Source organism: Winogradskya humida, from assembly GCF_016862215.1.
Taxonomy (GTDB): Bacteria; Actinomycetota; Actinomycetes; order Mycobacteriales; family Micromonosporaceae; genus Actinoplanes; species Actinoplanes humidus.
This window is the reverse complement of record NZ_BOMN01000041.1, coordinates 12198-38703: the sequence shown is the minus strand read 5'-3', so window position 1 is coordinate 38703 and position 26506 is coordinate 12198. Positions and strand designations below refer to the sequence as shown.

General features: G+C 68.5%; 27 protein-coding genes. 11 read left to right on the top strand and 16 right to left on the bottom strand.

Annotation, left to right across the window (positions count from 1 at the left end; genetic code table 11):
* Nucleotides 1-29 precede the first annotated feature (29 nt).
* Nucleotides 30-692: a response regulator gene (locus Ahu01nite_RS17490; RefSeq protein WP_203837602.1), complete on the bottom strand. Its 663-nt coding sequence runs from the start codon at nucleotides 690-692 to the stop codon at nucleotides 30-32.
* A gap of 25 nt (nucleotides 693-717) precedes the next feature.
* Nucleotides 718-1989 (bottom strand): sensor histidine kinase, encoded by a 1272-nt coding sequence (locus tag Ahu01nite_RS17485; protein WP_203837601.1) that lies wholly within the window; start codon nucleotides 1987-1989, stop codon nucleotides 718-720.
* Between the two features lie 118 nt (nucleotides 1990-2107).
* Between Ahu01nite_RS17485 and Ahu01nite_RS17480 the strand changes: the two genes are divergently transcribed.
* From Ahu01nite_RS17480 to yiaA, 8 genes are all read left to right on the top strand, one after another.
* Nucleotides 2108-2908 (top strand): ABC transporter ATP-binding protein, encoded by an 801-nt coding sequence (locus Ahu01nite_RS17480; RefSeq protein ID WP_203837600.1) that lies wholly within the window; start codon nucleotides 2108-2110, stop codon nucleotides 2906-2908.
* Entirely contained in the window at nucleotides 2898-3740 is an 843-nt protein-coding gene (locus Ahu01nite_RS17475) for an ABC transporter permease (RefSeq protein WP_203837599.1), read from the top strand. The genes Ahu01nite_RS17480 and Ahu01nite_RS17475 overlap by 11 nt, the downstream gene beginning before the upstream one ends.
* Nucleotides 3733-4758 (top strand): ABC transporter substrate-binding protein, encoded by a 1026-nt coding sequence (locus Ahu01nite_RS17470; protein WP_203837598.1) that lies wholly within the window; start codon nucleotides 3733-3735, stop codon nucleotides 4756-4758. Before Ahu01nite_RS17475 ends, Ahu01nite_RS17470 begins: the two co-directional genes overlap by 8 nt.
* 64 nt (nucleotides 4759-4822) lie before the next feature.
* On the top strand, nucleotides 4823-6718 hold the full coding sequence (locus Ahu01nite_RS17465; RefSeq protein WP_203837597.1) for a hypothetical protein: 1896 nt from the start codon (nucleotides 4823-4825) through the stop codon (nucleotides 6716-6718).
* 512 nt (nucleotides 6719-7230) lie between these two features.
* The gene (locus tag Ahu01nite_RS17460; RefSeq protein ID WP_203837596.1) at nucleotides 7231-7545 is read left to right on the top strand and encodes a hypothetical protein; all 315 of its coding nucleotides are present in this window, start codon (nucleotides 7231-7233) and stop codon (nucleotides 7543-7545) included.
* A 321-nt stretch (nucleotides 7546-7866) separates the two neighbouring features.
* Nucleotides 7867-8154, top strand: a complete 288-nt coding sequence (locus Ahu01nite_RS17455) for a hypothetical protein (protein WP_203837595.1) — start codon at nucleotides 7867-7869, stop codon at nucleotides 8152-8154.
* A 174-nt stretch (nucleotides 8155-8328) separates the two neighbouring features.
* On the top strand, nucleotides 8329-8736 hold the full coding sequence (locus Ahu01nite_RS17450) for a PLD nuclease N-terminal domain-containing protein (RefSeq protein ID WP_203837594.1): 408 nt from the start codon (nucleotides 8329-8331) through the stop codon (nucleotides 8734-8736).
* Nucleotides 8737-8758: 22 nt separating this feature from the next.
* The gene (gene yiaA / locus Ahu01nite_RS17445) at nucleotides 8759-9238 is read left to right on the top strand and encodes an inner membrane protein YiaA (protein WP_203837593.1); all 480 of its coding nucleotides are present in this window, start codon (nucleotides 8759-8761) and stop codon (nucleotides 9236-9238) included.
* 183 nt (nucleotides 9239-9421) lie between these two features.
* On the opposite strand, the gene tuf is transcribed toward yiaA, so the two are convergent.
* The 3 genes from tuf to Ahu01nite_RS51375 form a co-directional block, all read right to left on the bottom strand.
* Nucleotides 9422-10609, bottom strand: coding sequence for an elongation factor Tu (gene tuf, locus Ahu01nite_RS17440; RefSeq protein WP_203837592.1), 1188 nt, complete (start codon nucleotides 10607-10609; stop codon nucleotides 9422-9424).
* Between the two features lie 227 nt (nucleotides 10610-10836).
* On the bottom strand, nucleotides 10837-11610 hold the full coding sequence (locus tag Ahu01nite_RS17435; RefSeq protein ID WP_203837591.1) for a L,D-transpeptidase family protein: 774 nt from the start codon (nucleotides 11608-11610) through the stop codon (nucleotides 10837-10839).
* Between the two features lie 11 nt (nucleotides 11611-11621).
* Nucleotides 11622-11753 carry a hypothetical protein gene (locus Ahu01nite_RS51375; protein ID WP_275411755.1) on the bottom strand — a complete coding sequence of 44 codons (132 nt, stop codon included), beginning with the start codon at nucleotides 11751-11753 and terminating at the stop codon, nucleotides 11622-11624.
* Between the two features lie 200 nt (nucleotides 11754-11953).
* Here Ahu01nite_RS51375 and Ahu01nite_RS17430 point away from each other — a divergent pair, with 200 nt between their 5' ends.
* Nucleotides 11954-14020 (top strand): hybrid sensor histidine kinase/response regulator, encoded by a 2067-nt coding sequence (locus Ahu01nite_RS17430; protein WP_203837590.1) that lies wholly within the window; start codon nucleotides 11954-11956, stop codon nucleotides 14018-14020.
* On the opposite strand, the gene Ahu01nite_RS17425 is transcribed toward Ahu01nite_RS17430, so the two are convergent.
* Entirely contained in the window at nucleotides 13964-14788 is an 825-nt protein-coding gene (locus Ahu01nite_RS17425) for a helix-turn-helix transcriptional regulator (RefSeq protein WP_203837589.1), read from the bottom strand. The genes Ahu01nite_RS17430 and Ahu01nite_RS17425 overlap by 57 nt on opposite strands.
* An 85-nt stretch (nucleotides 14789-14873) precedes the next feature.
* On the opposite strand from Ahu01nite_RS17425, the gene Ahu01nite_RS17420 reads away from it, so the two are divergent.
* Nucleotides 14874-15710 (top strand): oxidoreductase, encoded by an 837-nt coding sequence (locus Ahu01nite_RS17420; RefSeq protein ID WP_203837588.1) that lies wholly within the window; start codon nucleotides 14874-14876, stop codon nucleotides 15708-15710.
* A 9-nt stretch (nucleotides 15711-15719) separates the two neighbouring features.
* Here the strand turns inward: Ahu01nite_RS17420 and Ahu01nite_RS17415 are convergent, their stop codons facing one another.
* The 5 genes from Ahu01nite_RS17415 to Ahu01nite_RS17395 form a co-directional block, all read right to left on the bottom strand.
* Nucleotides 15720-16145 (bottom strand): roadblock/LC7 domain-containing protein, encoded by a 426-nt coding sequence (locus Ahu01nite_RS17415; RefSeq protein ID WP_203837587.1) that lies wholly within the window; start codon nucleotides 16143-16145, stop codon nucleotides 15720-15722.
* Between the two features lie 39 nt (nucleotides 16146-16184).
* On the bottom strand, nucleotides 16185-17798 hold the full coding sequence (locus Ahu01nite_RS17410; protein WP_203837586.1) for a hypothetical protein: 1614 nt from the start codon (nucleotides 17796-17798) through the stop codon (nucleotides 16185-16187).
* A 17-nt stretch (nucleotides 17799-17815) separates the two neighbouring features.
* Nucleotides 17816-18250, bottom strand: a complete 435-nt coding sequence (locus tag Ahu01nite_RS17405; protein ID WP_203837585.1) for a hypothetical protein — start codon at nucleotides 18248-18250, stop codon at nucleotides 17816-17818.
* Nucleotides 18247-18621 carry a hypothetical protein gene (locus Ahu01nite_RS17400; protein WP_203837584.1) on the bottom strand — a complete coding sequence of 125 codons (375 nt, stop codon included), beginning with the start codon at nucleotides 18619-18621 and terminating at the stop codon, nucleotides 18247-18249. The genes Ahu01nite_RS17405 and Ahu01nite_RS17400 overlap by 4 nt, the downstream gene beginning before the upstream one ends.
* A gap of 560 nt (nucleotides 18622-19181) precedes the next feature.
* Nucleotides 19182-20120 carry a ribose-phosphate diphosphokinase gene (locus Ahu01nite_RS17395; protein ID WP_203837583.1) on the bottom strand — a complete coding sequence of 313 codons (939 nt, stop codon included), beginning with the start codon at nucleotides 20118-20120 and terminating at the stop codon, nucleotides 19182-19184.
* Between the two features lie 100 nt (nucleotides 20121-20220).
* Between Ahu01nite_RS17395 and Ahu01nite_RS17390 the strand changes: the two genes are divergently transcribed.
* Nucleotides 20221-21063 (top strand): ABC transporter ATP-binding protein, encoded by an 843-nt coding sequence (locus Ahu01nite_RS17390; RefSeq protein WP_203837582.1) that lies wholly within the window; start codon nucleotides 20221-20223, stop codon nucleotides 21061-21063.
* A gap of 46 nt (nucleotides 21064-21109) precedes the next feature.
* Here the strand turns inward: Ahu01nite_RS17390 and Ahu01nite_RS17385 are convergent, their stop codons facing one another.
* The 5 genes from Ahu01nite_RS17385 to Ahu01nite_RS17365 are packed head-to-tail and all read right to left on the bottom strand — an operon-like array spanning nucleotide 21110 to nucleotide 26505.
* The gene (locus tag Ahu01nite_RS17385; protein WP_203837581.1) at nucleotides 21110-23356 is read right to left on the bottom strand and encodes a galactose-binding domain-containing protein; all 2247 of its coding nucleotides are present in this window, start codon (nucleotides 23354-23356) and stop codon (nucleotides 21110-21112) included.
* Nucleotides 23353-24207: a hypothetical protein gene (locus Ahu01nite_RS17380; protein ID WP_203837580.1), complete on the bottom strand. Its 855-nt coding sequence runs from the start codon at nucleotides 24205-24207 to the stop codon at nucleotides 23353-23355. Before Ahu01nite_RS17380 ends, Ahu01nite_RS17385 begins: the two co-directional genes overlap by 4 nt.
* Nucleotides 24204-25484 (bottom strand): alpha-L-fucosidase, encoded by a 1281-nt coding sequence (locus Ahu01nite_RS17375; protein WP_203837579.1) that lies wholly within the window; start codon nucleotides 25482-25484, stop codon nucleotides 24204-24206. Before Ahu01nite_RS17375 ends, Ahu01nite_RS17380 begins: the two co-directional genes overlap by 4 nt.
* On the bottom strand, nucleotides 25481-25645 hold the full coding sequence (locus tag Ahu01nite_RS17370; RefSeq protein ID WP_203837578.1) for a DUF6903 family protein: 165 nt from the start codon (nucleotides 25643-25645) through the stop codon (nucleotides 25481-25483). Before Ahu01nite_RS17370 ends, Ahu01nite_RS17375 begins: the two co-directional genes overlap by 4 nt.
* Complete coding sequence (locus tag Ahu01nite_RS17365) at nucleotides 25642-26505, bottom strand: carbohydrate ABC transporter permease (protein WP_203837577.1); 864 nt, start codon at nucleotides 26503-26505, stop codon at nucleotides 25642-25644. The genes Ahu01nite_RS17370 and Ahu01nite_RS17365 overlap by 4 nt, the downstream gene beginning before the upstream one ends.
* Nucleotide 26506 lies beyond the last annotated feature (1 nt).

Sequence of the window (26506 nt, the reverse complement as noted above, 5' to 3'; positions counted from 1 at the left end):
ACGCAAAAAGAGGGACGGTTTCCGGGTGATCAGGGTGGGGCGAGCCAGCGGTAGCGGTGTTCCGGGCGGCCGGTGGCGCCGTAGCGCAGGCGCATCTCGGCGGTGCCGTCGCGGGCGAGGGCGGCCAGGTAGCGCTGGGCGGTCGCTCGGGAGATGCCCAGTTCGTCGGCGATCTCGGCGGCGGTGCGGGGGCCGGTGGCTTGGCGGAGGGCAGCGCTCACCAACCGTACGGTGACCGCGGATTGGCCTTTGGGGGCTGCTGGACGGTCGGCTTCGTGCAGGAGGCGCCAGCAGCGGTCGATCTCGTCCTGGCTGAGGGTGCGGTCTCCGGACAGGACAGACCGATAATGTTTGTACGCCGAGAGCCGCTCGCCCAGCTGCTCCGCCGTGAACGGTTTGACCAGGAAGTTCAGGGCGCCTCGCGCGTAGGCCGTGCGTACGGTCCCCGCGTCGCTGGCCGCGGTGAGCATGATGGTGTCGACGGTCAGGTCGCGGAGCAGGTCGAGGCCGGACTCGTCGGGCAGGAACGTGTCGAGCAGGACCAGGTCAACCGGGGTCGTCGCGAGGATCGCGCGGGCTTCGGCGGCCGTGCGGGCCGTTGCCGTGACCGTGAAGCCGTCGACGCGGTGGGTGAAGTCGACGTGGACCTTGGCCACCCGGAAGTCGTCCTCGACGACCAGGACGGCGATCACGCGAGGCCTCCAGAAGCGCGGAAAGTCATGAGAGGGCTCCGGGGAGGCGGGCTTCGAGGATCGCGCCGTGGCCGTCGCCGGCCGCCCGGGCCAGCCGGACGTCACCGCCGAGTTTGCGGGCTGCCTGGCGGGCCAGGGCGAGGCCGAGGCCCCGGCCGTCGCCGTCGCGGGTGGAGACGCCGGCGGTGAAGATCTTTTCGACCAGATCGACGGGTACGCCCGGACCCGAGTCCACGACCGAGATGTGTAGCGCGGTGTCGTCCTCCAGCAGCGCCAGGTCGACCCACGCGGGGCGGCGGGGGCCGAGCCGGGCGGCTTCGAGCGCGTTGTCCACGAGGATGCCGAGCACCGTGGTCACCTCCACCGGCGCGGTCACCCGGGCGCCGACCCACGTGGTGTCCGCGAGCGTCAGCCGCACGTCCTTCTCGGCAGCTTCCGCCGTCTTCGCCGCGACGAAAGCCTGCAGGTATGGGTCGTCCACCGTGGAGTCGGCGGGCGGGACCGGTGAGGTGACGGCGTGCAGGAATTCGAGGGCCTCGCCGTGGTGACCGTTCTGGAGCAGGCCCGACAACACGTGCAGGCGGTTGGCGAACTCGTGACGCTGGGCGCGGAGGGCGGTGCTGAGCGTGCGTACGGCGTCGAGCTCCTCGCGCTCACGGATGAGTGCGGCCATCTCGTGCGGTTCGAGGCCCAGGGTGAGCCGTTTCAGCCGCCTGGTGAGCAGGGCTGAGCCGCCGATGCCGAGCAGCAGCGCGCAGCCCGCGAGCAGAGCGGCGACACCCAGGCGGCTCAGCACGTACCCGCGGATCTGATCTGTCTTGAAACCCACGCTGACCTCGCCGACTATCCGGCCCTGACCATCGCGCAGCGGGGTTTTGCCGCGGGCCGACAGGCCGAGGGTGCCGCGTTCGACGCTGATGGTGTCGTGTCCGTTGAGGACCGCGGACGGGTCGGTGCTGACCGGTTCGTAGAGGCGGTCCGGGTTGGGGTGGGCGAGCCGCAGGCCGAAGCGGTTGGTGATGACGACGAACAGGGCGCCACTGGCCGAGCGCGCGGCTTCGGCCCGGGCCGGTAACACGTGCCCGGGGTCGTCGGCCGCGGCAGCCTGGGCGATCAGCGGGTCGGCGGCGAGGGTGCGGGCGACGGCGAGCGCGCGGGTGGCGTACTGATCCGTCAGTTCCTGATCGAAGAACCGGGCGACCAGGGCGAATCCGAGCCCGACCACCAGGAGCAACACGGCCGCCTGCAACGCCAAGGCCTGTCGCACCAAGGAGATCCGGTAACGCCGGCGAAACATGGCCGGAGCGTACCGCCGGGGAGCCGCGAGCAAAACGCGCAATACGCGGTCAACGCCGCGGAGGGTGTTCAGCGCGTCGGCGCTACGAAATATTGAGGAAACACGATGGGAGCGTCGCATGAGCGTGATATCGCTGCGTAACGCCACTAAACGTTTTCCCGGCACCGGCGGCGAACCGCACACCGCCGTCCGGGACCTCACCTTCACCGTGGACGCGGGCGAGTTCGTCGCCGTGGTCGGGCCGACCGGCTGCGGCAAGTCCACCACCCTGTCGCTGGTCTCCGGGCTCGAACCGGCGTCCAGCGGCGAGGTCGACGTCAACGGCGAGCCGGTCCGGGGCATCCCGGACGGTGTCGGCTACATGTTCCAGTCCGATGCCGTGCTGCCCTGGCGCTCGGTTCTCGACAACGTCGCCGCCGGGCCACGGTTCCGGGGACTCGGCAAACAGCAGGCTCGCGAGAAGGCCATGGTCTGGGTCGAGCGGGTCGGGCTGGCGGCGTTCGCGAAGTACTACCCGCATCAGCTCTCCGGCGGCATGCGCAAACGGGTCGCGCTCGCGCAGACGCTGGTCAACGAGCCGAAGATCATGCTGATGGACGAGCCGTTCAGCGCGCTGGACGTGCAGACCCGGGCGCTGATGCAGGACGAGCTGTTACGGCTCTGGGCGGGTACGGGTGCCGCGGTCATCTTCGTCACCCACGATCTCGAGGAGGCGATCGCGCTCGCCGACCGGGTCGTCGTGATGACCTCCAGCCCGGCGACGGTCAAGGCGATCTTCGACGTGCCGCTGCCCCGGCCGCGGGACGTCGAGGAGATCCGGTTGACCCCGGAATTCGTCGCCGCGTACCGCGAGATCTGGGACACGCTGCGCGAAGAGGTCGCTCGGGCGCGGGCGGAGGCGATGGGCCGTGCAAGCTGAGACTCTGGCGCCGCCCGTTCTTTCCACGGGGTCGGTTCGCCGCCGGCGATTGGGCAAGCTCTGGGGCGTACGCGTAGCAGTCGTTGTGGTCTGGCTGGGCAGTTGGGAGCTGACGGCTTCGCACTGGATCGACCCGTTCTTCTACTCCAAGCCGACGCTGATCTGGGAGCGGCTGGTCGACTGGTTCACCGAGGGAACGGCGTTCGGCTCGGTCTGGATCCAGATCGCCACCACCCTGCAGGAGGCCGTGCTCGGCTTCATCATCGGCGCGATCGGCGGCGTGGTCCTCGGCATCCTGCTCGGCCGGGCCCGGTTCGCCGCGGACGTGGCGGCACCGTTCATCAAGGCTGCCAACGCGGTGCCGCGCATCGTGCTCGCCTCGCTCTTCGTCATCTGGTTCGGACTGGGCCTGACCTCGAAGGTCGCCACCGCCGTCGTCCTGGTCTTCTTCGCGGTCTTCTTCAACGCCTTCCAGGGCGCCCGCGAGGTGGACCGCAACCTGGTCAACAACGCCCGCATCCTGGGCGCCTCCCGCTCGCAGGTGCTGACCTCGATCGTCGTGCCCAGCGCCACCTCCTGGATCTTCGCGTCGCTGCACGCGGCGTTCGGCTTCGCGCTGATCGGCGCGGTGGTCGGCGAGTACGCGGGCGCCGACAAGGGCCTCGGCCTGCTGATCGCGAACGCCCAGGGCACGTTCGACGCGGCCGGCATCTACGCCGGAATGATCATCACCACCGTGATCGCCCTGCTCGCCGAGTGGCTGCTGACGCTGCTCGAGAACCGGCTGCTGCGCTGGCGGCCGCCCGCCCTGCAAGGAGCCGAGAATGCGTAAAGTCCTGGCACTGCTCTGCTGCACCACCCTGGCGCTGACCGGTTGCCGCGGCACCGGCCCCGACGACACGGGCGGCGACGGCACGCTCCCGTCGATCAGGATCATGGTCGGTGGCATCGACAAAGTCATCTACCTGCCCGCGAAGCTGACCGAGCAACTCGGCTACTTCAAGGCCGAGGGGCTGCAGGTCCAGCTGCTCACCGAACCCTCCGGCGCGACCGCCGAGAACGTCCTGATCGCCGGTGACGTGCAGGGCGTCGTGGGCTTCTACGACCACACCATCGATCTGCAGACCAAGGGCAAGTGCATCGAGAGCGTGGTGCAGTTCGCCGACGTACCCGGCGAGGTCGAGATCGTCGGCAAGGACTCCGACGTCAAGAGCCCGGCCGACTTCAAGGGCAAGAAGCTCGGCGTCACCAGCCCCGGCTCCTCCACCGACTTCCTCACGCAGTACCTCGCCACCAAGGCCGGGCTTGAGAGCGGCGACTACACCACGGTCAAGGCAGGTGCGGGCCAGACGTTCATCGCCGCGATCGACAACGGCGGCATCGACGCCGGCATGACCACCGACCCCACGGCGGCCCAGCTCGTCAGCACAGGCAAAGGCAAAGTGCTGATCGATATGCGTACGGAGGAGGGTACGAAAGCCGCGCTCGGTGGCCTCTACCCGGCGAGTTCCCTCTACATGGACTGCGGCTGGGTCGGCGAACACCCCGAGGCCGTCCAGAAACTTGCCAACGCCCTGGTCAAGACACTCCGCTGGATCGACGCCCACAAGCCCGAGGAGATCGCGGCCAAGATGCCCAAGGAGTACGCGGCGGGCAACCCCGACCTCTACGTCAAGGCCGTCCAGGACAGCATCGGCATGTTCAACGGCGACGGCCTGATGAAGGAGGAGGGCGCCCGCAACGTCCTCGAAGTGCTCAGCCTCTTCTCCCCCAACGTCAAGGGCAAGAAGGACCAGGTCGAACTGAGCAAGACCTACACCACGGAGTACGTGTCCAAAGTGGCTCCGTAGTCCTGATTCCTGTCGTACCCGCCCGCTAGATTCTGCGGTACTTCTAACGGGGAGGACATCGACAGTGATTGTGCTCAAAGGGGCTACGGCTGCCCTGGCACTGGTGTTACTGACCGCCGCACCGGCCCACGCGGCGGTGTTTGTGACCGCCGCGCCGGCCCACGCGGCGGTCAACAATCCACCCACCATCAGCGACGTCAAGCTCTACGACCAGAACGCCTGCGCCGCCCAGGACGCACCCACCGTGATCCCCGGCGCCGCCTCGGTCTACCTGTCCGCCGAGGTCAGCGATCCCGACACCTACTCCCCGCAGGCCCGCTTCGCCATCTGGCCGGTCGACCACCCCGACCAGCGCCAAGTGGTCGTGGGCTCGGTCTCCGGTTACAGCGGCCCGGCCCGCAAGGAGTGGCGCCCGTCCGAATTCGCCCACGGCACCGTGCTGGCTTTCCAGGCCCAGGCCACCGACGGCACCAATGTCACCGACTGGTCAGCGCCGTGCTTCATGCGCGTCGACGCCGTCGCCCCGGCCAAGGGCCCGGTCGTCTCCTCCGCCGAATACCCCGCCGACGGCTCGTTCCACAACGGAGTCGGGAAACCCGGCACGTTCCGCTTCGACGCCGAGGGCGACCCGGATGTGGTCGCGTACGTGTGGCGTAGCAGCTCGAACCCCCAGACGGTCATCCCGGCGCCGGCACCGGGCGCTCCCGTCACCATCGAATACACCCCGACGCGTGACGGGATCGTCTCCCTGTATGTGACGGCCCTCGACGCCGCGAAGAACCGCAGCCCCGAAACGTCCTACACCTTCGCCGTGCGCGAGATCCGGCCGGGCATCGCGCTGGACGTGGCCGGTGTCGGCCTGCCTGGCACCCTGCGCCTCGCCACCGGCGCGACCACGGTGACATCCTTCGGCTACCGGGTCGGTGACGCCGCCGAGATCCGGGTGCCGGCCGTGGCGGAAGGCACCAGCCAGGTGGCCGCCGAGGTTCCGCTGACGGTGACCGCCAAGGGTGAGGTGACGGTGACGGCCCGATCGTTCGAGGGCGACGCGCCACTCAGCCAGGCGACCAAGACCTTCACGGTCAGCGACGCTCCGCGCGTCACATCGGACGACCTCCTCTGGCCGGGCACCGGCGGGGTCGCCGGCCGCGAAAGCACCCTCACGCTGACCCCGCGAAGCGCCGACGTCGCGACATACCGTTTCACCGCCGGCTCCGAGCCGACCCGCGTCGTCCCCGCCGGCCCCGACGGCACGGCCGTGGTCCGCTGGACACCACCCGCCCCGGGCACCGTCGCCGTCACGGTCACCTCGCTCACCACCACCGGCACGGTCTCCGACGAGACCCACGTCAACGCGACAGTGCTCGACCCCGTGCCCACCATCACCGTCGCAGGCTCCGGCTCCTGGCCCCCGGTCGACGGCATCGGCCGCCCCCTGACCATCAACATCCACAGCCCCGCCCCGGGCATCGCCTCCTACAGCTACCACTTCAACGACGGCCCCGAACTCACCGCCCCGTCCGACTCGGGCGGCGCCTACATCACGGTGACCCCCGACCACGCCGGCGACAACACCCTCCGCGCCCGCACCCACTTCTCCAACGGCACCACCTCCGCCGAACGCACCCTCACCTTCCAGGTCTCCGACGCCCCGATCATCACCTCCCCCGACTACCCGGAAGGCACGGATGCCGGCGGCCCCGGCATCCCCGGCACCTTCACCTTCCACCCCGCCCAGCCCACCGTCCACAGCTACACCTACAGCTACGAATACGGCGACGACCAGACCGTCACCGCCGCCCCGGACGGCACGGCCACCATCGTCATCACCCCGGACAGCGAAGGCTGGAAAACCCTCCAAGTAACCAGCCACAACGCCGACGGCACCCCCTCCGACCCCCGCGAATACAACTTCACCGTCGCCACCGCCCCCTCCTCCGCAACCAAGGCCAAAAAATGACAAGACGCCCAGCCCTCCTGTCCACTGTCGCCGCCATCACCGCCGCCACCCTGATCTGGGCATCCCCCGCAATCGCCGGCACCCCCGACGGCGACGCTCCGCCCACCGTGGATTCACCGGCCCTTCCATCGGGATCCCCAGACCTTCCAGCCCTGCCTGGCGCACCGGACGCACCGGACCTGCCGGACTTGCCGGGGCCGCCGGAGTCACCCGGCCTGCCGAGCTCGCCGGGATCCCCCGATCTACCGAACACGCCTGGCCTGCCGGGAGCGCCGGACTCGCCGGACCTGCCGGACCTGCCGGAGCCGCCGGGGTCACCCGGGCTGCCGAGCTCGCCGGGGTTGCCCGATCTACCGGACACGCCTGGCCTGCTGGGAGCGCCGGACTCGCCGGACTCGCCGGACCTGCCGGAGCCGCCGGGGTCGCCCGGGCTGCCGAGCTCGCCGGGTGGGCCGGACTCGTCGGGGTTGCCAGGCGGGCCGGGGATTCCCGATACACCGTCAGGTCCTGGCGTGCCGACGGTTCCGTCCGTGCCGGTGCCGACCGGCACGGTTCCGCCTGCTGACCCCGCTGAACCCCTGCCCGGAATTGGTTTCTATCTCGCAGCACCCGGCGAGGCGAGCACCCTGCTGATGTCGATTTCTGGCACCGCCGAGGTGACCACTTACGGCTACCGCATCGGCGATGCCGAGGAGATCCTCGTCCCCGCGATCGACAACTTCGCCACCGCCGAGGTGGTCCTGCCCGCAGGGACAACCACCATCACCGTCCGAGCCTTCAACGGCGACATCCTGCTCGGCGTCGCCTCCACGGACTACACGCTCTGAGGACCGGAGCTGCCGGCCTGGACTCCCCGCGCCGGCAGCTCCATGTCCGCCCTCCCGCTCGGTCCGCGCTCCCGCTCGGTCCGCGCTCCCGCTCGGTCCGCACTCCCGCTCGGTCCGCACTCCCGCTCGCCAACACGCCGTGAGGTCGAGCGAGCGCCGACCGTTCGCGCTGCCGTCCGCGTTCGGGCCGCATCGGGCATGCGCCCCAGGTCCGGCAAGCCCCGAATTTCCTCAGGCCGGCGGCCGCATATCCGGTTGCCCGCCGCCGGGAGTTCGCCGTGCATGGACTTCGATGTCTTGTTCTGCCGTTACCGTCGCGCCATGAGCGTTCGACGAGGAACCCTGGCCCCGGCCGGCATCGCCCCCAGGATCGTGCTCAACCCCACCGCCCCCGGCGAGGTCAGCACCCTGCTGATGTTCCTGCCCAACGCCGACGAGGTGACGACCTATCGCTACCGGATCGGCGACGCCGACGAAATCCCGGCCCGCGCATTCTGGAACGTCGCCACCGCCGACGTAACCCTCACCACAGGAACAACGACGGTAACCGTCAGAGCATTCAACGGCGACGTCTTCCTCGGCATCGCCACCGCCGACTTCGCCCTCTGACACGCCTGACGCCTGACGCCCGACGCCCCAGCGCCCCAGCGCCCCAGCGCCCCAGCGCCCCCGACACCCCGGCACCCCGACGCCCCAGCGCCCCGGCTGATTGGCCGCGGAGCGGTCCGGAATGTCCGTTCGGGGGTACCGCGAAGCTGGGAGAAGTCTGAGAACATCGTCGTCATGTTCCGCCTCTACTCGCTGTTCATGCTTGTCGACCTGGCGCTGCTGGTCATTGCCCTGATCGACTGTCTTTCTTCCGAGGAATACGCGATCCGGGCGCTGCCCCGGGTGGCCTGGGTCTTCCTCATTTTGTTGTTCTCGCCGATCGGGGCGATCGCGTGGTTCGTGGCGGGCCGTCCCCCGCGGGCGATCCGGATGAGCAACGGGGAGACGTGGCGGCCCGGGAGCGGCTTTCCCGAGGATGAGCGGCCCACGCGCAAGGGACCGCTCGCGCCCGACGACGATCCGGAGTTTCTGCGTAATCTCGCGGGCTCGCTCAAGGAGGACGAGTCGATGATGAAGAAGTGGGAGGCCGACCTGCGCCGCCGGGAAGAGGAGCTGCGGAAGAAGACCTCTCAGGAAGACTGACTTTCCGCCGATGCAGTCCGCCGTGGCAAATCAAGCGTCCTCCCCTAGCAAGCCCACCGCTGCGTTCGTCGGCGCTTCCTGGGCGGTGCTGGTGATCGGATTCGGCTCGTTCGCGGTGGGGCTTTGGAACGCGACGATGACGAAGAGCGAAAAGGGCTTCTACGCGGCGGTGCTGGTGCTCGGGGTGTTCGCGGCGGTGTCGTTGCAGAAGTCGGTGCGCGATCGGGCGGACGGGTTGCCCGTGTCCGCGTTGTATCTGGGGCTGTCGTGGTCGGTGGTCGCTCTGGCCGTACTGATGCTGGTGATCGGGCTTTGGAACAGTGACATGGCGCTCAGCGAGAAGGGCTTCTACGGCCTGGCGTTCGCGATGACCGTCTTCGCAGGGGTGGCGGTGCAGAAGAACGTCCGCGACACGTTGCAGTTCCGGGCGCCTTCTCGGCATGAGTCGGTCCCGGTGCCGCCGCAGGCGTACCCGGTTCCCGGCGCGCACTACACCAACTGAGCCAACGACCCGCGGCCGGCGGCCCGCACCCGGCAAAAGAGCTGCCTCAGAAAGGCGAAAGGGTTGCCTCAGAAAGGCGAAAGGGTTGCCTCAGAAAGGCGAAAGGGTTGCCTCAGAAAGGCGAAAGGGCCGGCCCGCCCCAGAAAGGCGAACCGGCCCGCGCCGGGGGAAACCCGGGGAGAACTAGTCGAGCAGTTCGGAGACCGTGCCGGCGGCGACCGTGCGGCCGCCCTCGCGGACCGCGAAGCCGAGGCCGACGTCCATCGGGACCTCCTTGCCCAGGTGCACGGTCAGGTCCACGGTGTCGCCGGGCATGACCATCGGGAGGTCGCCGAGGTCGATGGCTCCCGAGACGTCCGTGGTGCGGAAGAAGAACTGCGGGCGGTAGTTCGCGACGAAGGGCGTGTGCCGGCCACCTTCCTCCTTCCTGAGCGCGTACATGTGGGCCTTGAAGCTCTTGTGCGGGGTGACGCTGCCGGGCAGCGCCACGACCTGGCCGCGCTGCACCTGGTCGCGCTTGATGCCGCGCAGCAGGACCGCCGCGTTGTCACCGGCCTCGGCTGTCGGCAGCGATTTGCCGAACGTCTCGAGCCCGGTGGCGACCGTGCTGATGGTCTCGCCGAGACCGACGACCTCGACCTGGTCGCCGATGCGCAGGATGCCGCGCTCGACCTTGCCCGTGACGACCGTGCCGCGGCCGCTGATGGTGAGGACGTTCTCGATGGGCATCAGGAACGGCTCGCCGAGTTCGCGGGGCGGGATCGGGACGTACGCGTCGACCGCGTTGAGCAGGTCCACGACGGACTGAACCCAGCGCGGGTCGCCCTCGAGGGCCTTGAGCGCGCTGACGCGGACGACCGGCACCTCGTCGCCGGGGAAGCCGTAGTCGCTCAGCAGCTCGCGGACCTCGAGCTCGACCAGGTCGAGCAGCTCCTCGTCCTCGACGGCGTCGCTCTTGTTGAGCGCCACCACGAGGTACGGCACGCCGACCCGCTTCGCAAGCAGCACGTGCTCGCGGGTCTGCGGCATGGCGCCGTCCTGGGCGGAGACGACGAGGATCGCGCCGTCCACCTGCGCCGCACCCGTGATCATGTTCTTCACGTAGTCGGCGTGCCCGGGCATGTCGACGTGGGCGTAGTGGCGGGCGGGCGTCTCGTACTCGACGTGCGAGATGTTGATGGTGATGCCGCGGTCGTGCTCCTCCGGGGCCTTGTCGATCCCGTCGAACGCGACGTACCGGGTGGTGGCCGGGTCCCTGTCGGCGAGGACCTTGGTGATGGCGGCGGTGAGGGTCGTCTTGCCGTGGTCGACGTGACCCATCGTGCCGATGTTCAGGTGCGGCTTGGTCCGGGTGTACTGGCTCTTGGCCATGGAAATGTCCTTACTGGCGGTAAGAAACGGGAGAACCCACGCAGGGTCGAACCACCCTTCCCCTGGGTTCTTCAGAGCTGGTGGGGAAGGGTCAGATTCGGGTATCAGCGCCGCTGTTCAGCGAAGAGCACACGGGAGCCACCGCGGGGGAACCCGCGGGCAGCTGCAGACCGAGTGCGAACATGGCGATCACGGTAGGCGGTAACGCAGGAACGCGCGAGCTTATTTCACGCGTTCTGGATGTCGGCCAGCGGCGCCATGACGATGCGCGGCTTCTTGGCCGGGTCGAGCCACTTCAGCAGGTTGATCATATTGGCGCGGGACACGGACACGCAGCCGGCCGTCGAACCCGAGCCGTTGATGTGCAGGAAGATCGCCGAGCCCCGCTTCACACTGACCGGCTTGGTCGTGACGTATTCCGAGTGCGCGGAGTCCCACTTGATCGACGCGGCCACCGGGCGGTTGAAATCGATCATGGCGGCGTACTCATATTGCGTGGGGAAGGCCGCCAGGCGCTCGGACTCGCCCACCCGCCAGGTCCGGGTGCCGGAGGCCCAGGGCTGGAAGAGGTTGTACGTCTTCGCGTCCTTGTTGTCGCCGACCCAGTAGTCGCCGCTGTCGGCCTTCGTGTACTTGATCTTCGTGCCCGGGTTGGTCTTCAGCCCGAACGCCGTCGTGATGTGGAACGTGCCCATCGGCGTGGTGCCGGTGTTCTGCACCCGCTGCGACCCCCACACCCAGCCGCCGTATCCGTTGCGTGCCGCCATACCCGCGAACTTCTGAGTCCAGGACCCATCGGCATTCTTCTGGTACGCCCGGAGCGTCCCGGTCGTCGTCTTGCGCCCGGTCCCGGTGACCACCACGATCTGCTGCGCGTCGCCGACGTACTTCAACTTGGTGGGGTGGTAGGCCGGCACCGCCGCGGCCTCAGCCGTCCACGCCACTCCGAGCGCGAACACAACGGCTCCGAGAGCGAGCCCGGCCGCAAGCAGTCTCCGCATGGTCCGCGACCCTACTCGGTCGCGAACCCTTCCCGGGGCCGGGTCCAGCGCCACTCGGCCGGCTGGTTCACCCGGCGTGGCGGGGGCACCTTGACGATCTCGGCGCGTACGGGATGCTCGATCTCTTTCTTTTCCTCATCCACCGAGAAATCCTTATGTCCGCCGGTTTAGCGGCGCAACCCGCGACGCCTGAGTTGACGGCAGGCGGAGACCCCCGCGAGCCGCCGTCACCGGTGCCGTACTGCCTCGTTGCGCATGAGACTGGTGGGACCAACCTCGTCCGGTCGGTTGCATTCCTCCTGAACCGCCCGCACCGCGTGGCCATTCAGCCGATAGTTGCCACATGGGTGTCATGGCTTATCCGCTCCGGTACGCGCTGGCAGATCTGGCACTGGCACTGAGCCGGGCCGCCGAGGACGCCGGCCAGGTCCGCGCCACAGCCGCCCGGGCCGCCGCCGACATGATCGGTGACGGCGCCGGGGTGCAGCTGCTGGGCGACGATGGCCGTTACGAGCCGATCACCTATCTGCACGCCGACGACGAGCTCGCGGTGCCGTACGCGCGCCTGCTCGACCGCAGTGGCGAGCAGCCCGACGACGACTTCTCCACGGGTCTCGCCGCGAGCCGCCGTCCCGTGGTGCTCTCCGGTGACGACGGCGAGCCGGTCACCGGGCTGCCCCGGCCGCGGCACTCGGCGTACCTGGATCCGGGTGGTCATCTGCCGGTGGTGCACGCGGCGGTGCTCTGCCCGATCATCGTGGACAACACGTACATGGGCTATCTGATCCTGACCCGCTCGACGCCCGACTCGATCTACACCGAGGCCGAGGTGGAGCTGGCCCGCGACATCGCCGGCGAGTTGTCGCTCGCGGTGTCGTCCGCGCGGGCGATCGAGCGGCTGCGCGCCAGCGAGGAACGCTACCGCCGGGTCCTGGAAACCATCCCCGAGGGTGTGCTGCAACTCGACAACGAGGGCCGCGCGACCTACGCGAACGAGCCCATCGGTGTTGTTCTCGGCATGCCGCGCCACCAGCTGATCAACGTCTCGCTGCGCGGCTTCCTCGACGACCACGGCCAGGCCGAGCTGACCCGCCGCCTCGCCGAGTGCAAGGCCGGCCGGTCGACGGTCGGCGCGACGCGGCTGCTGCGCGCGGACGGCTCGCACCGCAGTGTGCGGATGAGCATGATGCCGCTGGAGGACGAGAACGGCCGCTACATGGGCGTGCTCTGCATGGTCACCGACACCACCGACCACATCGACGCCAAGGGGCTCAAGCGCCAGCTCGACCATCTCCGCCGGCTCGACAGCATGGGCCAGCTGATCGGTGGCATCTCGCACGACTTCAACAACCTGATGACCGTGGTGGCCGGTTCCGCCGACATGATCGCGACGACGACCGCCGAGGGCACGCCGCAGCACCAGATGGCGAAGGACATCCTGGATGCCGTGGGGACCGGGCGGACGCTGACGCACCAGTTGCTGGCGTTCGGGCGTACCGAGGGAAATCGGCCGGAGATCATCCCGATCCCGGACCTGCTCACCGACGTCCAGAGCCTGTTCTCCCGCACCCTGGGTGAGCGGATCGGCCTTGATCTGGCCTTCAGCCCCGACATCTGGCCGGTACGCGGTGAGCGCGGCCCGCTCGAACAGGCACTCGTCAACCTCGCGGCGAACGCGCGCGACGCCATGCTGCACGGCGGCATGCTGCGGGTCGCCGCCACCAACGAGGTCGTCGAACCGGGGCAGCTCGCCGAGAACGCGCCCGCGGGCCGGATCGTGCACATGGTCATCCAGGACACCGGCACGGGCATGACCGACGAGACCCGCCGCCGCGCCCTGGAACCGTTCTTCACCACCCGGCCCACCGCGTCCGGCCTGGGTCTCGCGACCACGGCGGGCATCGTGCAGGGCTTCGGCGGTCACATCGTGCTGGAGTCGGCGCCCCGGATGGGCACGACGGTCCACCTCTACCTGCCCGCCGCCGAGGAGCGCACCGCGCCGGCGATCGACCGCCAGACCACCCCGCAGGTGATCGGCCGGGTCCTGATCGTCGAGGACCAGCCCGAGGTCGCCAAGCTGGTGCAGCGTCTGATCGAACCGGCCGGCTACGAGATCACGGTCGCCACGGACGCGCTGACGGCGGTCACCCAGGTCGCCGCGGGTGCCCACCCGGACCTGCTGATCACCGACGTGGTCATGCCGACGATGACCGGCCCGGAGCTCGCCGGCGCGCTGCGCACCCACCACCCGGACCTGCCGGTGCTCTACATGTCCGGCTACACGGCCGCGTCGCTCGGCCCGCAGCTGCACCTGGACGCCAACAGCATGCTGGTCGAGAAGCCGTTCACCCGCTCAACGCTGCTCGCCGCGATCAGGACCCTGTGCGGCCCGCAGCCGCCCCGCGCCTGAGCAGTCCCCCGGCTCCGGCTGATAGACGACCATGAGCTGACCCGGGGCTGCGCGCACGTCGAAGGACTGCGAGATCAGGGCGAGCCGCCCCGCCTCGGGATGATCGAACTCCGTGGCGTCCTGGGTCTTGCCGTAGACGGTGTGCGACGACCAGAGCGTCTCGAAGGCTTCGCTCCGCTCACTCAGCGAGCGCACCACCTCGCTCAGCCGGGCATACCCCGGGTCGATACCGGTGGCGTGCCGCAGACCGGCCACGATCGACTCGGCGAACTTCTCCCAGTGGACGAAGAAGTGCTTGGCCGCCGGGTCGAGAAACGTCATGCGGGCCAGGTTGTCCACCGTCTCGAACGGGCAGAACAACGCCTCGGCCAGGGCGTTTGCCGCAACGAAGTCTTTCGCGGGGTTCAGGACAAAAGCCGGCACAGTGGTGTACGCGTCCAGCAGCCGCTGCAACGGCGCGCTCACCGCCTCCTTCGGCGTACGCCGTCCATCCGGCGCCGTCCCCGCCAGCCGGTACAGGTGCTCGCGGGCCGGGCCGTCCAGCCGCAGCGCGGCACTGATCGCCTCGAGGATCTGCGCTGACGGACTGTGCTCGCGGCCCTGCTCCAGCCGGGCGTAGTAGTCGCCGTTCATGCCCGCGAGCGCGGCGACCTCCTCACGGCGCAGACCTGCCACCCGGCGCGTGCCGTACGACGGCAGGCCCACGTCATCGGGCCGCAGCCTGCCACGGTGCGCGCGCAGGAACTCGCCGAGGTTGTTGCCGGTCATCACCCGAGGCTAAGGCTCTTTGCCGCGCGGAGCCTGGGTACGACGTGTCCTGGTTGCCGTCGCCGCCCGCGCACAAGCTTGCCGCATGAAGTCTTTCCTGATCACCGGTGTCAGCACCGGCCTTGGCCGCGCATTCGCCGTCGCCGCCCTGGAGGCCGGCCACACCGTCATCGGCACCGTACGCAAGGACGCCGACGCCACGGCCTTCACTGCCCTCGACCCGCACCGCGCCCACGCCCGGGTCCTCGACGTCACCGACGAGCGCGCGGTCTTCGCCGTGGTCGCCGAGGTCGAGCGGACCGTCGGCGCGGTTGACGTACTGATCGCCAACGCCGGCTACGGCCTGGAGGGCACCTTCGAGGAGACGCCGCTGGCCGCCCTGCGCGCCCAGTTCGACGTGAACGTCTTCGGCGCGGCGGCAACGGTCCAGGCCGTGCTGCCCTTCATGCGCGAACGCCGCCGCGGCCACATCCTCGCCGTCACCTCGATGGGTGGCCTGGCCAGCTTCGCGGGAGTCTCGGCCTACTGCGGCAGCAAGTACGCCCTCGAGGGCATCCTGGAAGCCGTCGGCAAGGAGGTCGCGCCCTTCGGCATCCACGTCACCGCGGTGGAACCCGGCTCGTTCCGCACCGACTGGGCCGGCCGCTCCATGACCCGGGCCCCCAGGTCGATCTCCGACTACGACACCCTCTTCGGTCCCATTCGCGACGCCCGCCACCAGGCCAGCGGCCGCCAACTGGGCGACCCGGCCCGCGCGGCAGCCGCCGTCCTCAAGGTCATCGAAGCGCCCGAGCCGCCGCGCCACCTCGTCCTCGGCTCCGACGCCCTGCGCCTGGTCCGAGCGGGCCGCGCGGCCGTCGACGCCGACCTTCTCTCGTGGGAAGAAGTGACCCTGTCGACAGATTTTCCCGGTCCGCGCTGACTTTCCTGGTCAGCGCTGGTCGAACGGGTGGGCCTGCTGGACCGTCTTGATCTCCAGCAGGGCGGCCAGGCGGGCGGTCACCGAGCGGGCCTCGAGGTGCAGCCGCGCGACGTTCATCTTCTCGTCGCCGAGCACCGCGAGCAGGGCAAGCTCACCCACCGCGTAGACCACCAGATAACCCTGGTGGTTATGGATGGTGCACTCATGGAAACCACCCTGGTTCAGGGCACTCCCACAGGTACGGCTGATGCCGTGCGCCCCCGCCGCCAGCGCGGCCAGGTCGTGCGGCTCGGTGTTGGACATCGTGTCATGAAGAATCAGCAGCCCATCAACGCCGGCGATGACACACCCCTGCACGCCGGTCACCTGATGCCGAAGCGCGGCAAGCTCCGCGCGGACGGCGTTGTACTGCTGATCGCTGGTCGTGCTCTGCACCGGTGGGTCTCTTCTCGCGCGTCTGACAATCGGGGGGTCTTACAGGCGCTTGAGCGAGCCGAGAACGCGCTCCAACACCGTCTCATCGTTAAAATACGGCTGGCCGAGCAGATCCAGCCAAGCAGCCGGCGAAGCCTTAGCCGTCACCGCAGCCGCCGGCAAATTCTCCGTCCCGGGCGACCTGCGAGGAAGAACCGGCTTCTCCGTCTCCACCAGCGAATCCTGCTCCGGATCGGACGCCTCGTCGAGCCCTGAACCAAGGTCATCTTCATACCCGCCCGCATCGGCCCCCGGTTCGTGACCTGCCGAACCGTGCGTTTCATCACCGAAATCCGGTACGTCCAGCGCCTCAAGCTCCGCGACAGCCCCCGGCTCCTCGTCAAAGTCACTGAGCTCCGCCTCAAGCTCCGGCCACTCGTCACCCGCGCCCTCAGACCCGCCTTCCGACTCAACCTCACGCCAGCCCTCAAGCCCGTCCGCAGATCCGCCCTGCGGCACGACCTCAGACCCGACCGCGGCTGCCACATCCGCCCCGGCCTCGGGTTCTACGTCCGACTCAGCCTCGGGCGCGAGGTCCGGCCCAGCCTCGGATGCTAGGTCCGGGCCGACCTTGGGTGCGAGGTCCGGCCCAGCCTCGGATGCTAGGTCCGGCTCGGATGCCGCCGCGAACTCGGCGACCGCGTCCCGGAAGATCTCCGGTTCGCCTTCCAGAGCCGCTGAGAAGACCGGCAACGCCTCCACGTCCGCTACCGGCATCCCGTGGTCAGCCTCAGACCCGGCCGACGACCCCTGCGCGACCAGAGCCTCGAGCCCCGCGAACAACTCAGGCTCGGCCGGCACTTCAGCTTCCGCGGAACGTTCCGGCTGGACCGGCAAAACCGGCTCGGGCGCAGCCTCGCGCCCGGTGACGACCGCGTTGTCCGCGTCCACGTCCGGTGATGCATCCTGCATCATCTGCACTTCCGGAACAGCTGCCGTTTCGTCGGCGCCACCTCCCGGAGGCCCGTCATCCACCGTGGGCGTTTCCACCGCAGGCGTTTCCGACGCGGCGTCCGCCCCTGTCTCCGTGTACGAGACATCCGACGCAGGCGTCTCCTCCACCGAAGTCGCGCCGTCCACCGCAGACGTCTCCTCCGCCGCAGGCGCAACTTGCGCCGCAAACGCAGAGCCCACCGCAGGCGCAACTTCCACCGCAGGCGCGGAGCCCACCGCAGAGGTCTCCCCCACCGCCGGTCCACCGACCACCGTAAGCGCGTCACCCACCGCCGGCGGCTCCCCCACGGCAGGTGCCGGGGTTGCCTCGGTTGCGTAGGCCGCGGTGAGGCGGCGGAAGTCGTGGCGGGCCATGGCCAGGTTGGCGCCCGCTCGGCGCAGCATCAGGTGGGCGACGCGGTCCTGGCCGTGGGGGGTGGGGATGAGGCGGAGGACGTGGAAGGCCTGGGCGCTGGTGACCAGGACGTCGTCGAGGGTGTCGGTGAGGATGTTGACGGTGCTGAGGCGGACCAGGTCGGCCGCGGCTCGGCCGACCTGGGAGGCGGCCTGGGCTTCCCGGTCGGTGGGGGATCGGCCCCACCAGGTCAGGGCCGGCTCGTCTGCGGTGATGAGGGCTACCGCGTACGCGCCGGGTATTCGCAGTGCTTCGTCCAAGCTCATGTGAAGCCTCCTGCGGGTCAGCTGGCGAAGCCGGCTTCCAGCTGCTTCATCACGATTCTGGCCTGGGCGAAGACCATGCCCACCTTGGTGTCGCGACGGCACACGATCACGGCGACGAAGTCCTGGTTGGCCTGGCTGCGCAGGAAGAGGTGGACGAGGTTGTCGCTGTTGACCACGATCTCCTGGAAGTAGTGCCGGACGGTTTCGACACCGCGCCGGGCCTTGAAGATCTCCTCGATCATGGTCACGTTGCGGCCCTGGAAGAGGTCGAACGTGGCCGCGGCGAGCAGGTCGAGCAGCTCGCTCGGGTAGTTGTCGAGGGTGTCGACGGCGAGCATCATGCCGGTCGACATGTCGACGAGGCCCGCGGCTACGCAGTCTGGTACGAGCGCCCGGAAATCCGCCACCGCGTTGGTGACGGTTTCCGACATGCTCCGGGTGGCGGCCGTCATACCTCGAGGTCTGATTCGATCTTGCGCAGCTGGTGCCGGGCCAGCCCAAGGTTGGCGCGGCTCTTGTTGAGCGCCAGGTAGAGGAAGAACGCGTCGCCGCTGCGGGTGGACTTCAGCAGTCGGATCAGGTGGTACTGGGTGTCCAGCGTGATGAGGATGTCCTCGATCGAGTCGGACAGGCCGAGCATCTCCAGGGTGCGCACCTTGGCGCGGACCACGTCGGTGTTACCCGCCGCGGCAACGTTCATGTCCATGGTCGCCCCGCCGCCCAGGACGCCCAGCGTGAGTCCGCTGGTGTAGTCGACCAGTGCGACGCCGATGGCGCCATCGATGGCCATCGCTTCCTTGAGGGACGTCTCGATGTTTGCCACGTGTCCTCCGATGTGTTCATGGCCTCGCTCCGCGCGCTGTGACCTGCGGTGATCGGAACGAAGCAATTTCGGATCTTGCGACGGCCAGCGTCGCACAGGTCTGCACGGATTAGCACAGCGCTGCCCGCATACCCCGGGAGATCAACCTGAACATAGGTTAATCGGTCCCCCGACCGGGGGATGGACAAACGGCACATGCCCAGGGATCGAATCGACGCAGGTGGAAGGCCCTTTATGCCGCCACAACAAGCACTGTGTGCCATCGAATACACACCTGCGAAGGTCGCCCGTCCCCGGCAGATCGAAGTTCGGCGGGCCTGCTACGCCCCGCGCGATCCCCCGTTCAACGATCTCCCGGGCGCCGGTCGAGGCGGTCACAACCCGTCCCGGCGTACACCGAATGTAATCATCATTAAGCCCGGGTTGTCAACGCAGCGTGCGCACAAACAAAGGCGTCAAATGTCCGTTGAACAGGCACTCTGCCGGTAGTTACCGACGGCGATCGTGCCGTATCAACAACCCAGAGTGACAGTCAGAAGATGAAGGATTGTCACTTAGCGTCAGGTGAAGAGCGCGCTGACCGACTCGCCGTTGTGGATACGCCGCATGGCTTCGGCCAGCGCGGGCGCCACCGAGATCACGGTCAGCTTGTCGGAGCGGGTCGACTGCGGGATCGGCACGGTATTCGTGCAGACGATCTCCTCCACGTCCTTCTCCGCCGACAACCGCTGCACGGCCTGCGAGGCGAACAGCCCGTGCGTGCACGCCACCCGGATGCTGCGTACGTTGCGCTCCCGCAGCCGGCCGAGCAGTTCGAAGACGGTGCTGCCCTTGGCGATCTCGTCGTCGAGGATGATCACGTCGCGATCGGCCACCTCGCCGATCACCGAGCTGATCACGACCTTGTCGTCGGCGAAGCGCTGCTTGGCGCCGGCCGCGACCTCGATGTCGAGCATCCGGGCGAAGGCGGCCGCCTCCTTGGCGTTGCCCAGGTCCGGGGAGACCACGACGGTGTTGCTCAGGTCGTAGCCGCGGAAGTGGTGCGCGAGCTCCCGCAGTGCGTGCAGGTGGTCGACGGGGACGCTGAAGAAGCCGTGGACCTGCGGGGAGTGCAGCGTCATGGCGAGGATGCGGTGCGCGCCGGCGGTCTGGAGCAGGTCGGCGACCAACCGGCCTCCGATGGAGATCCGCGGGGCATCCTTCTTGTCACTCCGCGCGTAGGCATAGTGCGGCAGCACCACCGTGATCCGTCCCGCCGACGCCCCGCGCGCCGCGTCGAGCATGAAGAGCAGCTCGACGAGGTTCTCCTGGACCGGGGGCACCAGGGGCTGGATCAGGAAGACGTCCCGCTCCCGGCAGTTGCCCTGGAGCTGGACCTCTATGCAGTCGTTGGCGAACCGGGACGTCTTGGTCGGCAGCAGCGGCACGCCGAGGTGCTCGCAGATCTCCGCCGCCAGCTCGGGATGGGCACTGCCGGTGAAGACTGCGATGTCACGCACGGGCTCACCCTAGACAATTAGCGGACGTCACTTATGGGCGCCCTCGTCCTAATCGACCTTGGGCTCCCGTTCGTCGACGCTAGCGGCTACGTTGTGCGTCATGAACGGTCTTGCGGTGGCCTGCCGGCGCGTCGTGCACATCTATCGCGCGGAGGCCGGTGACGTGGTCGCGCTGGCGGGCGTGGACCTCTCCATCGCTCCCGGGGAGACGCTCGCGCTGGTCGGGCCGTCCGGGTCCGGCAAGTCGACGCTGATCTCGCTGCTCGCCGGGATGATGCGCCCCTCGGCGGGCCGGATCAACATCGGCACGTACGACATGGGCAAGCTCTCCGACGCCGAGGTGTCCCGGCTGCGGGGCACCGAGATCGGCGTGGTGCTGCAGGGCGCGGCCCGCAACCTGTTGCCGTACGCATCCCTGCATCGCAACATCTGGCTCGCGCAGCGCCGCGCCGCACACACCCGGGGCATCAAGCTGGACGACCCGGACCGCATCCTCGACCTGGTCGGGTTGCCCGGCATGGGCCGGTCCCGGCTGGCCGAGCTGACCCCGGGCGGCCGGCAGCGCGCCGCGCTGGCCGTGGGTATCGCCGCGGGCCCGGGGCTGCTGCTGGTCGACGAGCCGACGAGCCGGTTGGACACGGCCGGGCGGGACGAGGTGCTCGAGGCCCTGGAGACGGTGAACCAGGAGCGGCAGACCACGATCGTGGTGGTCACCCATGACAACGAGGTGGGTTCCCGGCTGGGCCGCGCGGTGACGATCCGCGACGGCCGGGTCGGCGCCGAGGGCCGCGACGGTCAGGACTTCGCCGTGGTCGCCGGGGACGGCACCGTGCAGCTGCCGCCCGAGGTGCTGGGCAGCTTCCCGCCGGGCACCCTCTTCACGGTCGACCACGAGAACGGCACGGTCACGCTGGTGCCGGGAGGCACCGAAACAGCAGCGTAGAAGAAGGCGGGGCGGCCCGGCGCCACCCCGCCTCCCGTTCAGGGGATCAGTAGACGCTGATCTCCGTGAGTGACGGCGTGTAGATCTCCGTCGCGATCTGGCTGGTCAGGGCGACCCGCAGCCTGCTGGTGGTGACGCTGCCGAAGCCGGTGACGGTCAGGTCGTGCCCGATGCCGTTGGTCTGATCGGCGAACGTGACCCAGGTGCCGGTGGCCGCGTCCCAGCGCTGCAGCGAGAACGTCCGCACCCGCGGGTTGGTGCCCGAGTCGGTGTATTCGTCGAGGTAGACCTCGCTGAACGCGGTGTCCGCGCCGAAATCGATGTCGAGCGTGATCGGGTAGGTCGCGTCGTCGGCGGCTGCCCACCGGGTGCTCAGGCTGCCGTCGGTCAGGTTCACCGCGCCGAGCGTTCCGTTGGCGCCCGGGTGGGTGGAGCTGGCGGTGACCGGCTTGCCCAGGGCGAGGGAGACCCGGTCGGGGCCCTCGTTCTCGATCGGGTCGGTGTCGACCGGGTTCGGGACGCGCGGGCCGCGACGAGCCTCGACGGCGCCGATGTCCGGGGCGTCGCCGTAGTAGAGCTGGGTGCCGAGGATGTCCGCGGTGCCGAGGTGCGGGTTGTAGCGGCCGGCGTCGATCAGCGGCGAGCTCTTGCGCAGCGCGAACTGAGCCGCGGCCTTCTTGACGTCACCGGTGCTGTAAGTGGCGGGGTTGCCGACGAATTCAGGGTCGGCGCGCAGGCCGTCGGGGTCGGCCGGTTCCTGGGTGGAGTGGACGCCGCCGGCCTCGTAGTAGTCGTTGTTCGAGAACACCGCCTGACGTAGTGCACCGGTCTTGCGGTACCAGGTGGTCGGCGTGGTCTGCGACGTGTTGTAGAAGATGTTGTTCAGGAAGTAGACGCGGCTCAGGAACGTCTCGTCGTGCACCTGGGCGAGGTCCCCGCCGTCGTAGACGAACGTGTTGTTGACGAAGTACGTCGGCGAGTAGTTCGTCGACAGCATGTTCTTCACGAGTACGCCGTTGTCGTTGACGCTCAGGTTGTAGCGAGCGACCGAGTTGGAGCTGTTGCCCATGTAGGCCATCCAGCCCGCGGCGTTGTCGTGCGAGTAGTTGTACTGGTAGGTGACGTTGAAGTTCGTGTACTCGAGATCCCAGGGCGTGCCGTCGTACTCGTTGTCGGGGCCGCCGTACACCTCGTTGTACTGCATCACCGAGTCGGCGCCGGCCCAGAGGTAGAGCCCGCAGGACACCGCGTCGTAGCGCGCGAGGAAGCCGTTGACCTCGTTGTACTCGACCGTCATGTTCTTGGTGTCGGCGAGCTGGAACGCACCCTGGCCGATGCTCTCGGCGTAGTTGTGGCCGATGTAGACATCACGGCTGTAGAGATCACGGGTACGCACCCAGAGCTGCTCCCAGCCCTCATGGAACTTGCCCGCCTCGTCGTACTGCCCGGCGTCCGCGCCGTCCGCGGCGAACCAGTTGAACGCGAACTGCACCGCGTGCAGCTCCACGTTGACGAACGTGTTGTCCTCGATCCGGACGTCCTTGAAGTAGTAGCCGCCGGTCGCGTACTCCTTGTAGGACTTGCTCCCGAAGACCTGGAAGTTGACGGCACCGTAGTGGATCTTCTGCCAGCTGCTCGGGCCGTCGGTGTTGTGCACGTAGATGTCGTGGATCCGGAAGTGGTCCATGACGGTGTCCGCGCCTGCCGCCAGCTTGTCCGCATTGATCGACACCATGATGCCATCACGAACGTACGTGCCGGTGGTGATGTCCGTGGCGAAGTCGTCGTCGTTCGAGAGCTCGATGTTGTTGATGTCGAAGCCCTGCTGGTTGCGCAGCACGATCGCACCGGTCAGCCCGACGGTCTCGGGGTTCTTCGTGCCGTCGGCGTTGAACGGGCTGGGCACGTTGCCGTTCGTCGCGATGTACGGCCGCCCCCGTTTGACGTCCCCGTACGCCGAGATCGTGATCGGCTGCCGCGTGGTGCCGGAGCCCTTTGGCCACAGCTGCTCGTTGTTCCACTGCGATCCGGCCTTGAGCAGAATCCGGTCACCGGGCTTGAACGTCGTCGCGCTCGCCTTGCCCAGCGTCTTCCAGGCGGCCTTCGGCGAGTTCCCGGCAGCTCTGTCGTTACCGAGCGCGGAGTCGATGTAGAAGTCCCGGCCGCCCGTCACGTTCTTGGAGTTCCCCGGCCACTGCTTCTTGGCAGGGGCGGCAGAAGCGGACGCCGGCAATGCGGGGGCGAGCAACACGGCGAGCAACACGGCCAGAGCCGTCCCGACAGGTTTTCTCACTGCACATCCTCTGGGTTGATGTCGACCTCGATGTGGCTGTTCTGCACCCGGTTCTGGATGTACCGGTCGAACTTCTCCTCGACGAGCGCCGCCCTGATCCGCTGGGAGTAGGTGGCGAACGCCGCACTCTCGTCGACGGTGGTGCCGTCGAGCTCGTAGTACGTGGTCTGCCCGGTGCCGGGAACCGGGGAGGAGATCTGACCCGGGGCGAGCTTCGTGAGCACCGCCATCAGGTCCTGGTCGTGCGTACTCAGCCCGGTCGTCGCAGCGGCGCCGCCGTACGTCTCTTTGCTGAGCTTGGAGCCGGGAATCCGCACGTCCGCCAGCCGTCCACTGATCGCGGTAGTGGCCGAGCCGGGAACGACAAGTTTTGTGTACGCGTACGTGGTGGCGTTTGCGCTCCAGTCCGCCTTCGACGCCTCGAACTTCTGCCGCACCTCGGCATCGGTGATCAGGAGCGGGCCGTCGCCGAGCTTCTTCTCGAGCCCGGTCCGCAATTCGGCGAGCCGGTGCGTGTAGTACTCCTCGGGCGAGAAGTCCGTGACGCCGTAGACGGTTTCGCCCTTGGCGATCGCGTCGGCGCGGCGCTTGTTCTCCCGCTCCACCTCGTCGAGGAAATCGTCGTAATCGACGGAATCGGTGAGCCCCTGCTCCTGCGCGAGCACAAAGATCGTCTTGTCGGTCCAGACGTCGGCGAGGGTCCGGTCGTTGTCCCGATGAAAGACCAGCTCGTCCCGCGTGACGTCGTGCCCGTCGATCGAACCGACGACGTCACTGCGGTGCGCGAGGACAGCGCCGGTGACGACGAGCGCGGTTATGACCAGCGCCAGACCGGCCAGGATCTTCTTCATCGCGCCGCCCGGACTGCCGCGACCCGATCGATGACGGGTTCGCCCCGCGACGCGGTTATCTCGATCCGGACGGCGTCGACCTCGACCGGTTCGAAGAGCAGAATCCGTTGGTAGCCAACCGCATTCGCCTCGGCCAGCGTCGTCCATTCCCCGTCACGGCGCCCCCGGACCACGACGTGCTCGATGAGTTGACCGTGAGCGATGTCCTCGCGTACGACAACTGCTTCGATGGTTTCGGGGTCGGTGAGCTCGAGCGGGATCTGGCGGGAGTGAAAATCGGTGATCAACTCCCCCAGCGACGAGAGAACGGCCAGGTCGGGTGGGGAGATCAGGCCGTCGCGGGCGGGTGGGACGTTGAGCAGGAACGTGGAGTTGCCGCCGACCGAGCGGAGGTAGATGGCGAACAACTCGTCGGCGCTGCGAACGCGCACGTCCTCAAGTGGGTGGTGGAACCAGCCGGGGCGGATCGACGTGTTGACCTCAGCCGGGTACCAGACGAGATCGTCGTGCCCGGTGAGCGCCGCGCGGCTGCCGAGGTCGCGGTCGTCGCTGCGGACCCGGGTGGCGAACGTCCCGTCGTCGGCCTGCTGCGAGAGCGAGGCGATCCGTTCGGCGTCCTGCAGCGACCGCGGGACCACGCTCCACTCGTCGGGGCGGGTCTCACCGGCCTCGTTGCCGCACCAGCGCACGTCCGGCCCGCAGACGCTGATCACCGCGCCGGGTTGCAGCTCCCGCACCACGGCGTAGTAGCGGTCCCAGTCGTAGACCTGACGTCTGCCGTTGGGACCCTCGCCGTTCGCGCCGTCGAGCCACACCGTGAACACCGGTCCGTAGCGGGTGAGCAGTTCGGTGAGCTGGGCGACGTAGAAGTCGTCGTAGCCGGCCCCCGAACCGTAGGAGGCTTCGGTGCGGTCCCAGGGTGACAGGTAGATCCCGAACTTGAGCCCTTGCCTGCGGGCGGCCTCGGCGACCTCCGCGACGATGTCTTTCCGGTACGGCGAGGACGCGACCGTGTAGGAGGTGGCATCGCTGGGCCACAGGCAGAATCCGTCGTGATGCTTGGCCGTGAGGATGACGCCGGTCATGCCCGCGCTCTTCAATGCGGTCACCCACTGGTCGGCGTCGAGCGACGACGGATCGAACAAGGCCGGGTCGTCGTGGCCCTCGCCCCACTCGCGGTCCGTCATCGTGTTCATGCCGAAGTGGATGAAGCCGTAGAACTCCATCCGCTGCCAGCTGAGCTGCCGGGCGCTCGGACGGATCGTCGCAGCCTTCATCGGTGCCTCCGGTTGTACGCGGCGAGCACGGCGAGCAGCACCAGCAGCGCGCCGAGCATGGTGAGCAGGTTCGGCCACCCGACCGTGGTCCGCGCGATCACGACGACGGCGACGCAGGCGGCCGCCACCAGTGCGCGTACGAGGATCAGCACGAGGTTCATCCCTTCACCCCGCCCGCGGCCATGCCCTCGATGAGCCGGCGCTGGATGAGCGCATAGAGGATGAGGACCGGGACGATGACTATGACCATTCCGGCGTAGAGCCGCCCGTAATCGGCCGCGGCCTTCTGCGCCGTCATGAGGTTGAGCAGGCCGACCTGCAACGTCTTGCCGTCACCGGGCAGCAGCGTCAACGCGATGATGAAGTCGTTCCAGTACGCCAGGAAGTTGAACAGGATCACCGTCGTCACCGCCGGCCGGGCCATCGGCAGCATGATCCGGGTCATCACGAGGAACCGGGACGCGCCGTCCAGCGACGCCGCCTCCTCGTAGTCGACCGGGATCGACCGGAAGTACGCGGTCAGCAGGTAGATGCTGAACGGGATCGACGTGGCCGCGTACACCAGGGAAAGCACTGCTGGGTTGTCGATGAAGAACCCGCCGGGCAGGACGTCCGCGAGCGAGCGGTCCCAGCCGACCAACATCAGGAAGATCGGGACGACGATGTAGTTGACGTTCACGAACAGGCCGGCGAGCAGCAGCACCTCGACGAATCCGCGGCCCCGGAATTCGTACCGGGCGATGACGTACGCCGCGGGGATCGACACGGCAAGGACGAACACCAGCCCGAGCACGGTCACGAGCACCGAGGTCAGGAAGTACTGACCCATGTGCGCGGTGACGAACGCGTCGACGTAGTTCTGGATCCGCAGGCCGTCCGGCAGCGTCCACGGGCTGTCGTAGAACTCGCCCTTCGCCTTGAACGACGCCAGCAGCACCCATGCCACGGGCACGGCGATGGCGAGCGCGATCGCCGCGACGAGCACGTAGGTCAGCGTGCGGCCGAGCCTGGTGATGGTCATG

What these genes read in the sequence shown, in the direction of transcription:
- Ahu01nite_RS17410 (WP_203837586.1), bottom strand. Translation starts at nt 17,798, where the DNA reads ATGAGCTTGGACGAAGCACTGCGAATACCCGGCGCGTACGCGGTAGCC.
- Ahu01nite_RS17435 (WP_203837591.1), bottom strand. Translation starts at nt 11,610, where the DNA reads ATGCGGAGACTGCTTGCGGCCGGGCTCGCTCTCGGAGCCGTTGTGTTC.
- Ahu01nite_RS17485 (WP_203837601.1), bottom strand. Translation starts at nt 1,989, where the DNA reads ATGTTTCGCCGGCGTTACCGGATCTCCTTGGTGCGACAGGCCTTGGCG.
- Ahu01nite_RS17430 (WP_203837590.1), top strand. Translation starts at nt 11,954, where the DNA reads ATGGGTGTCATGGCTTATCCGCTCCGGTACGCGCTGGCAGATCTGGCA.
- Ahu01nite_RS17375 (WP_203837579.1), bottom strand. Translation starts at nt 25,484, where the DNA reads ATGAAGGCTGCGACGATCCGTCCGAGCGCCCGGCAGCTCAGCTGGCAG.
- Ahu01nite_RS17455 (WP_203837595.1), top strand. Translation starts at nt 7,867, where the DNA reads ATGAGCGTTCGACGAGGAACCCTGGCCCCGGCCGGCATCGCCCCCAGG.
- Ahu01nite_RS17370 (WP_203837578.1), bottom strand. Translation starts at nt 25,645, where the DNA reads ATGAACCTCGTGCTGATCCTCGTACGCGCACTGGTGGCGGCCGCCTGC.
- Ahu01nite_RS17405 (WP_203837585.1), bottom strand. Translation starts at nt 18,250, where the DNA reads ATGACGGCCGCCACCCGGAGCATGTCGGAAACCGTCACCAACGCGGTG.
- Ahu01nite_RS17450 (WP_203837594.1), top strand. Translation starts at nt 8,329, where the DNA reads ATGTTCCGCCTCTACTCGCTGTTCATGCTTGTCGACCTGGCGCTGCTG.
- Ahu01nite_RS17365 (WP_203837577.1), bottom strand. Translation starts at nt 26,505, where the DNA reads ATGACCATCACCAGGCTCGGCCGCACGCTGACCTACGTGCTCGTCGCG.
- Ahu01nite_RS17425 (WP_203837589.1), bottom strand. Translation starts at nt 14,788, where the DNA reads ATGACCGGCAACAACCTCGGCGAGTTCCTGCGCGCGCACCGTGGCAGG.
- Ahu01nite_RS17480 (WP_203837600.1), top strand. Translation starts at nt 2,108, where the DNA reads ATGAGCGTGATATCGCTGCGTAACGCCACTAAACGTTTTCCCGGCACC.
- Ahu01nite_RS17420 (WP_203837588.1), top strand. Translation starts at nt 14,874, where the DNA reads ATGAAGTCTTTCCTGATCACCGGTGTCAGCACCGGCCTTGGCCGCGCA.
- Ahu01nite_RS17380 (WP_203837580.1), bottom strand. Translation starts at nt 24,207, where the DNA reads ATGAAGAAGATCCTGGCCGGTCTGGCGCTGGTCATAACCGCGCTCGTC.
- Ahu01nite_RS17390 (WP_203837582.1), top strand. Translation starts at nt 20,221, where the DNA reads ATGAACGGTCTTGCGGTGGCCTGCCGGCGCGTCGTGCACATCTATCGC.
- tuf (WP_203837592.1), bottom strand. Translation starts at nt 10,609, where the DNA reads ATGGCCAAGAGCCAGTACACCCGGACCAAGCCGCACCTGAACATCGGC.
- Ahu01nite_RS17470 (WP_203837598.1), top strand. Translation starts at nt 3,733, where the DNA reads ATGCGTAAAGTCCTGGCACTGCTCTGCTGCACCACCCTGGCGCTGACC.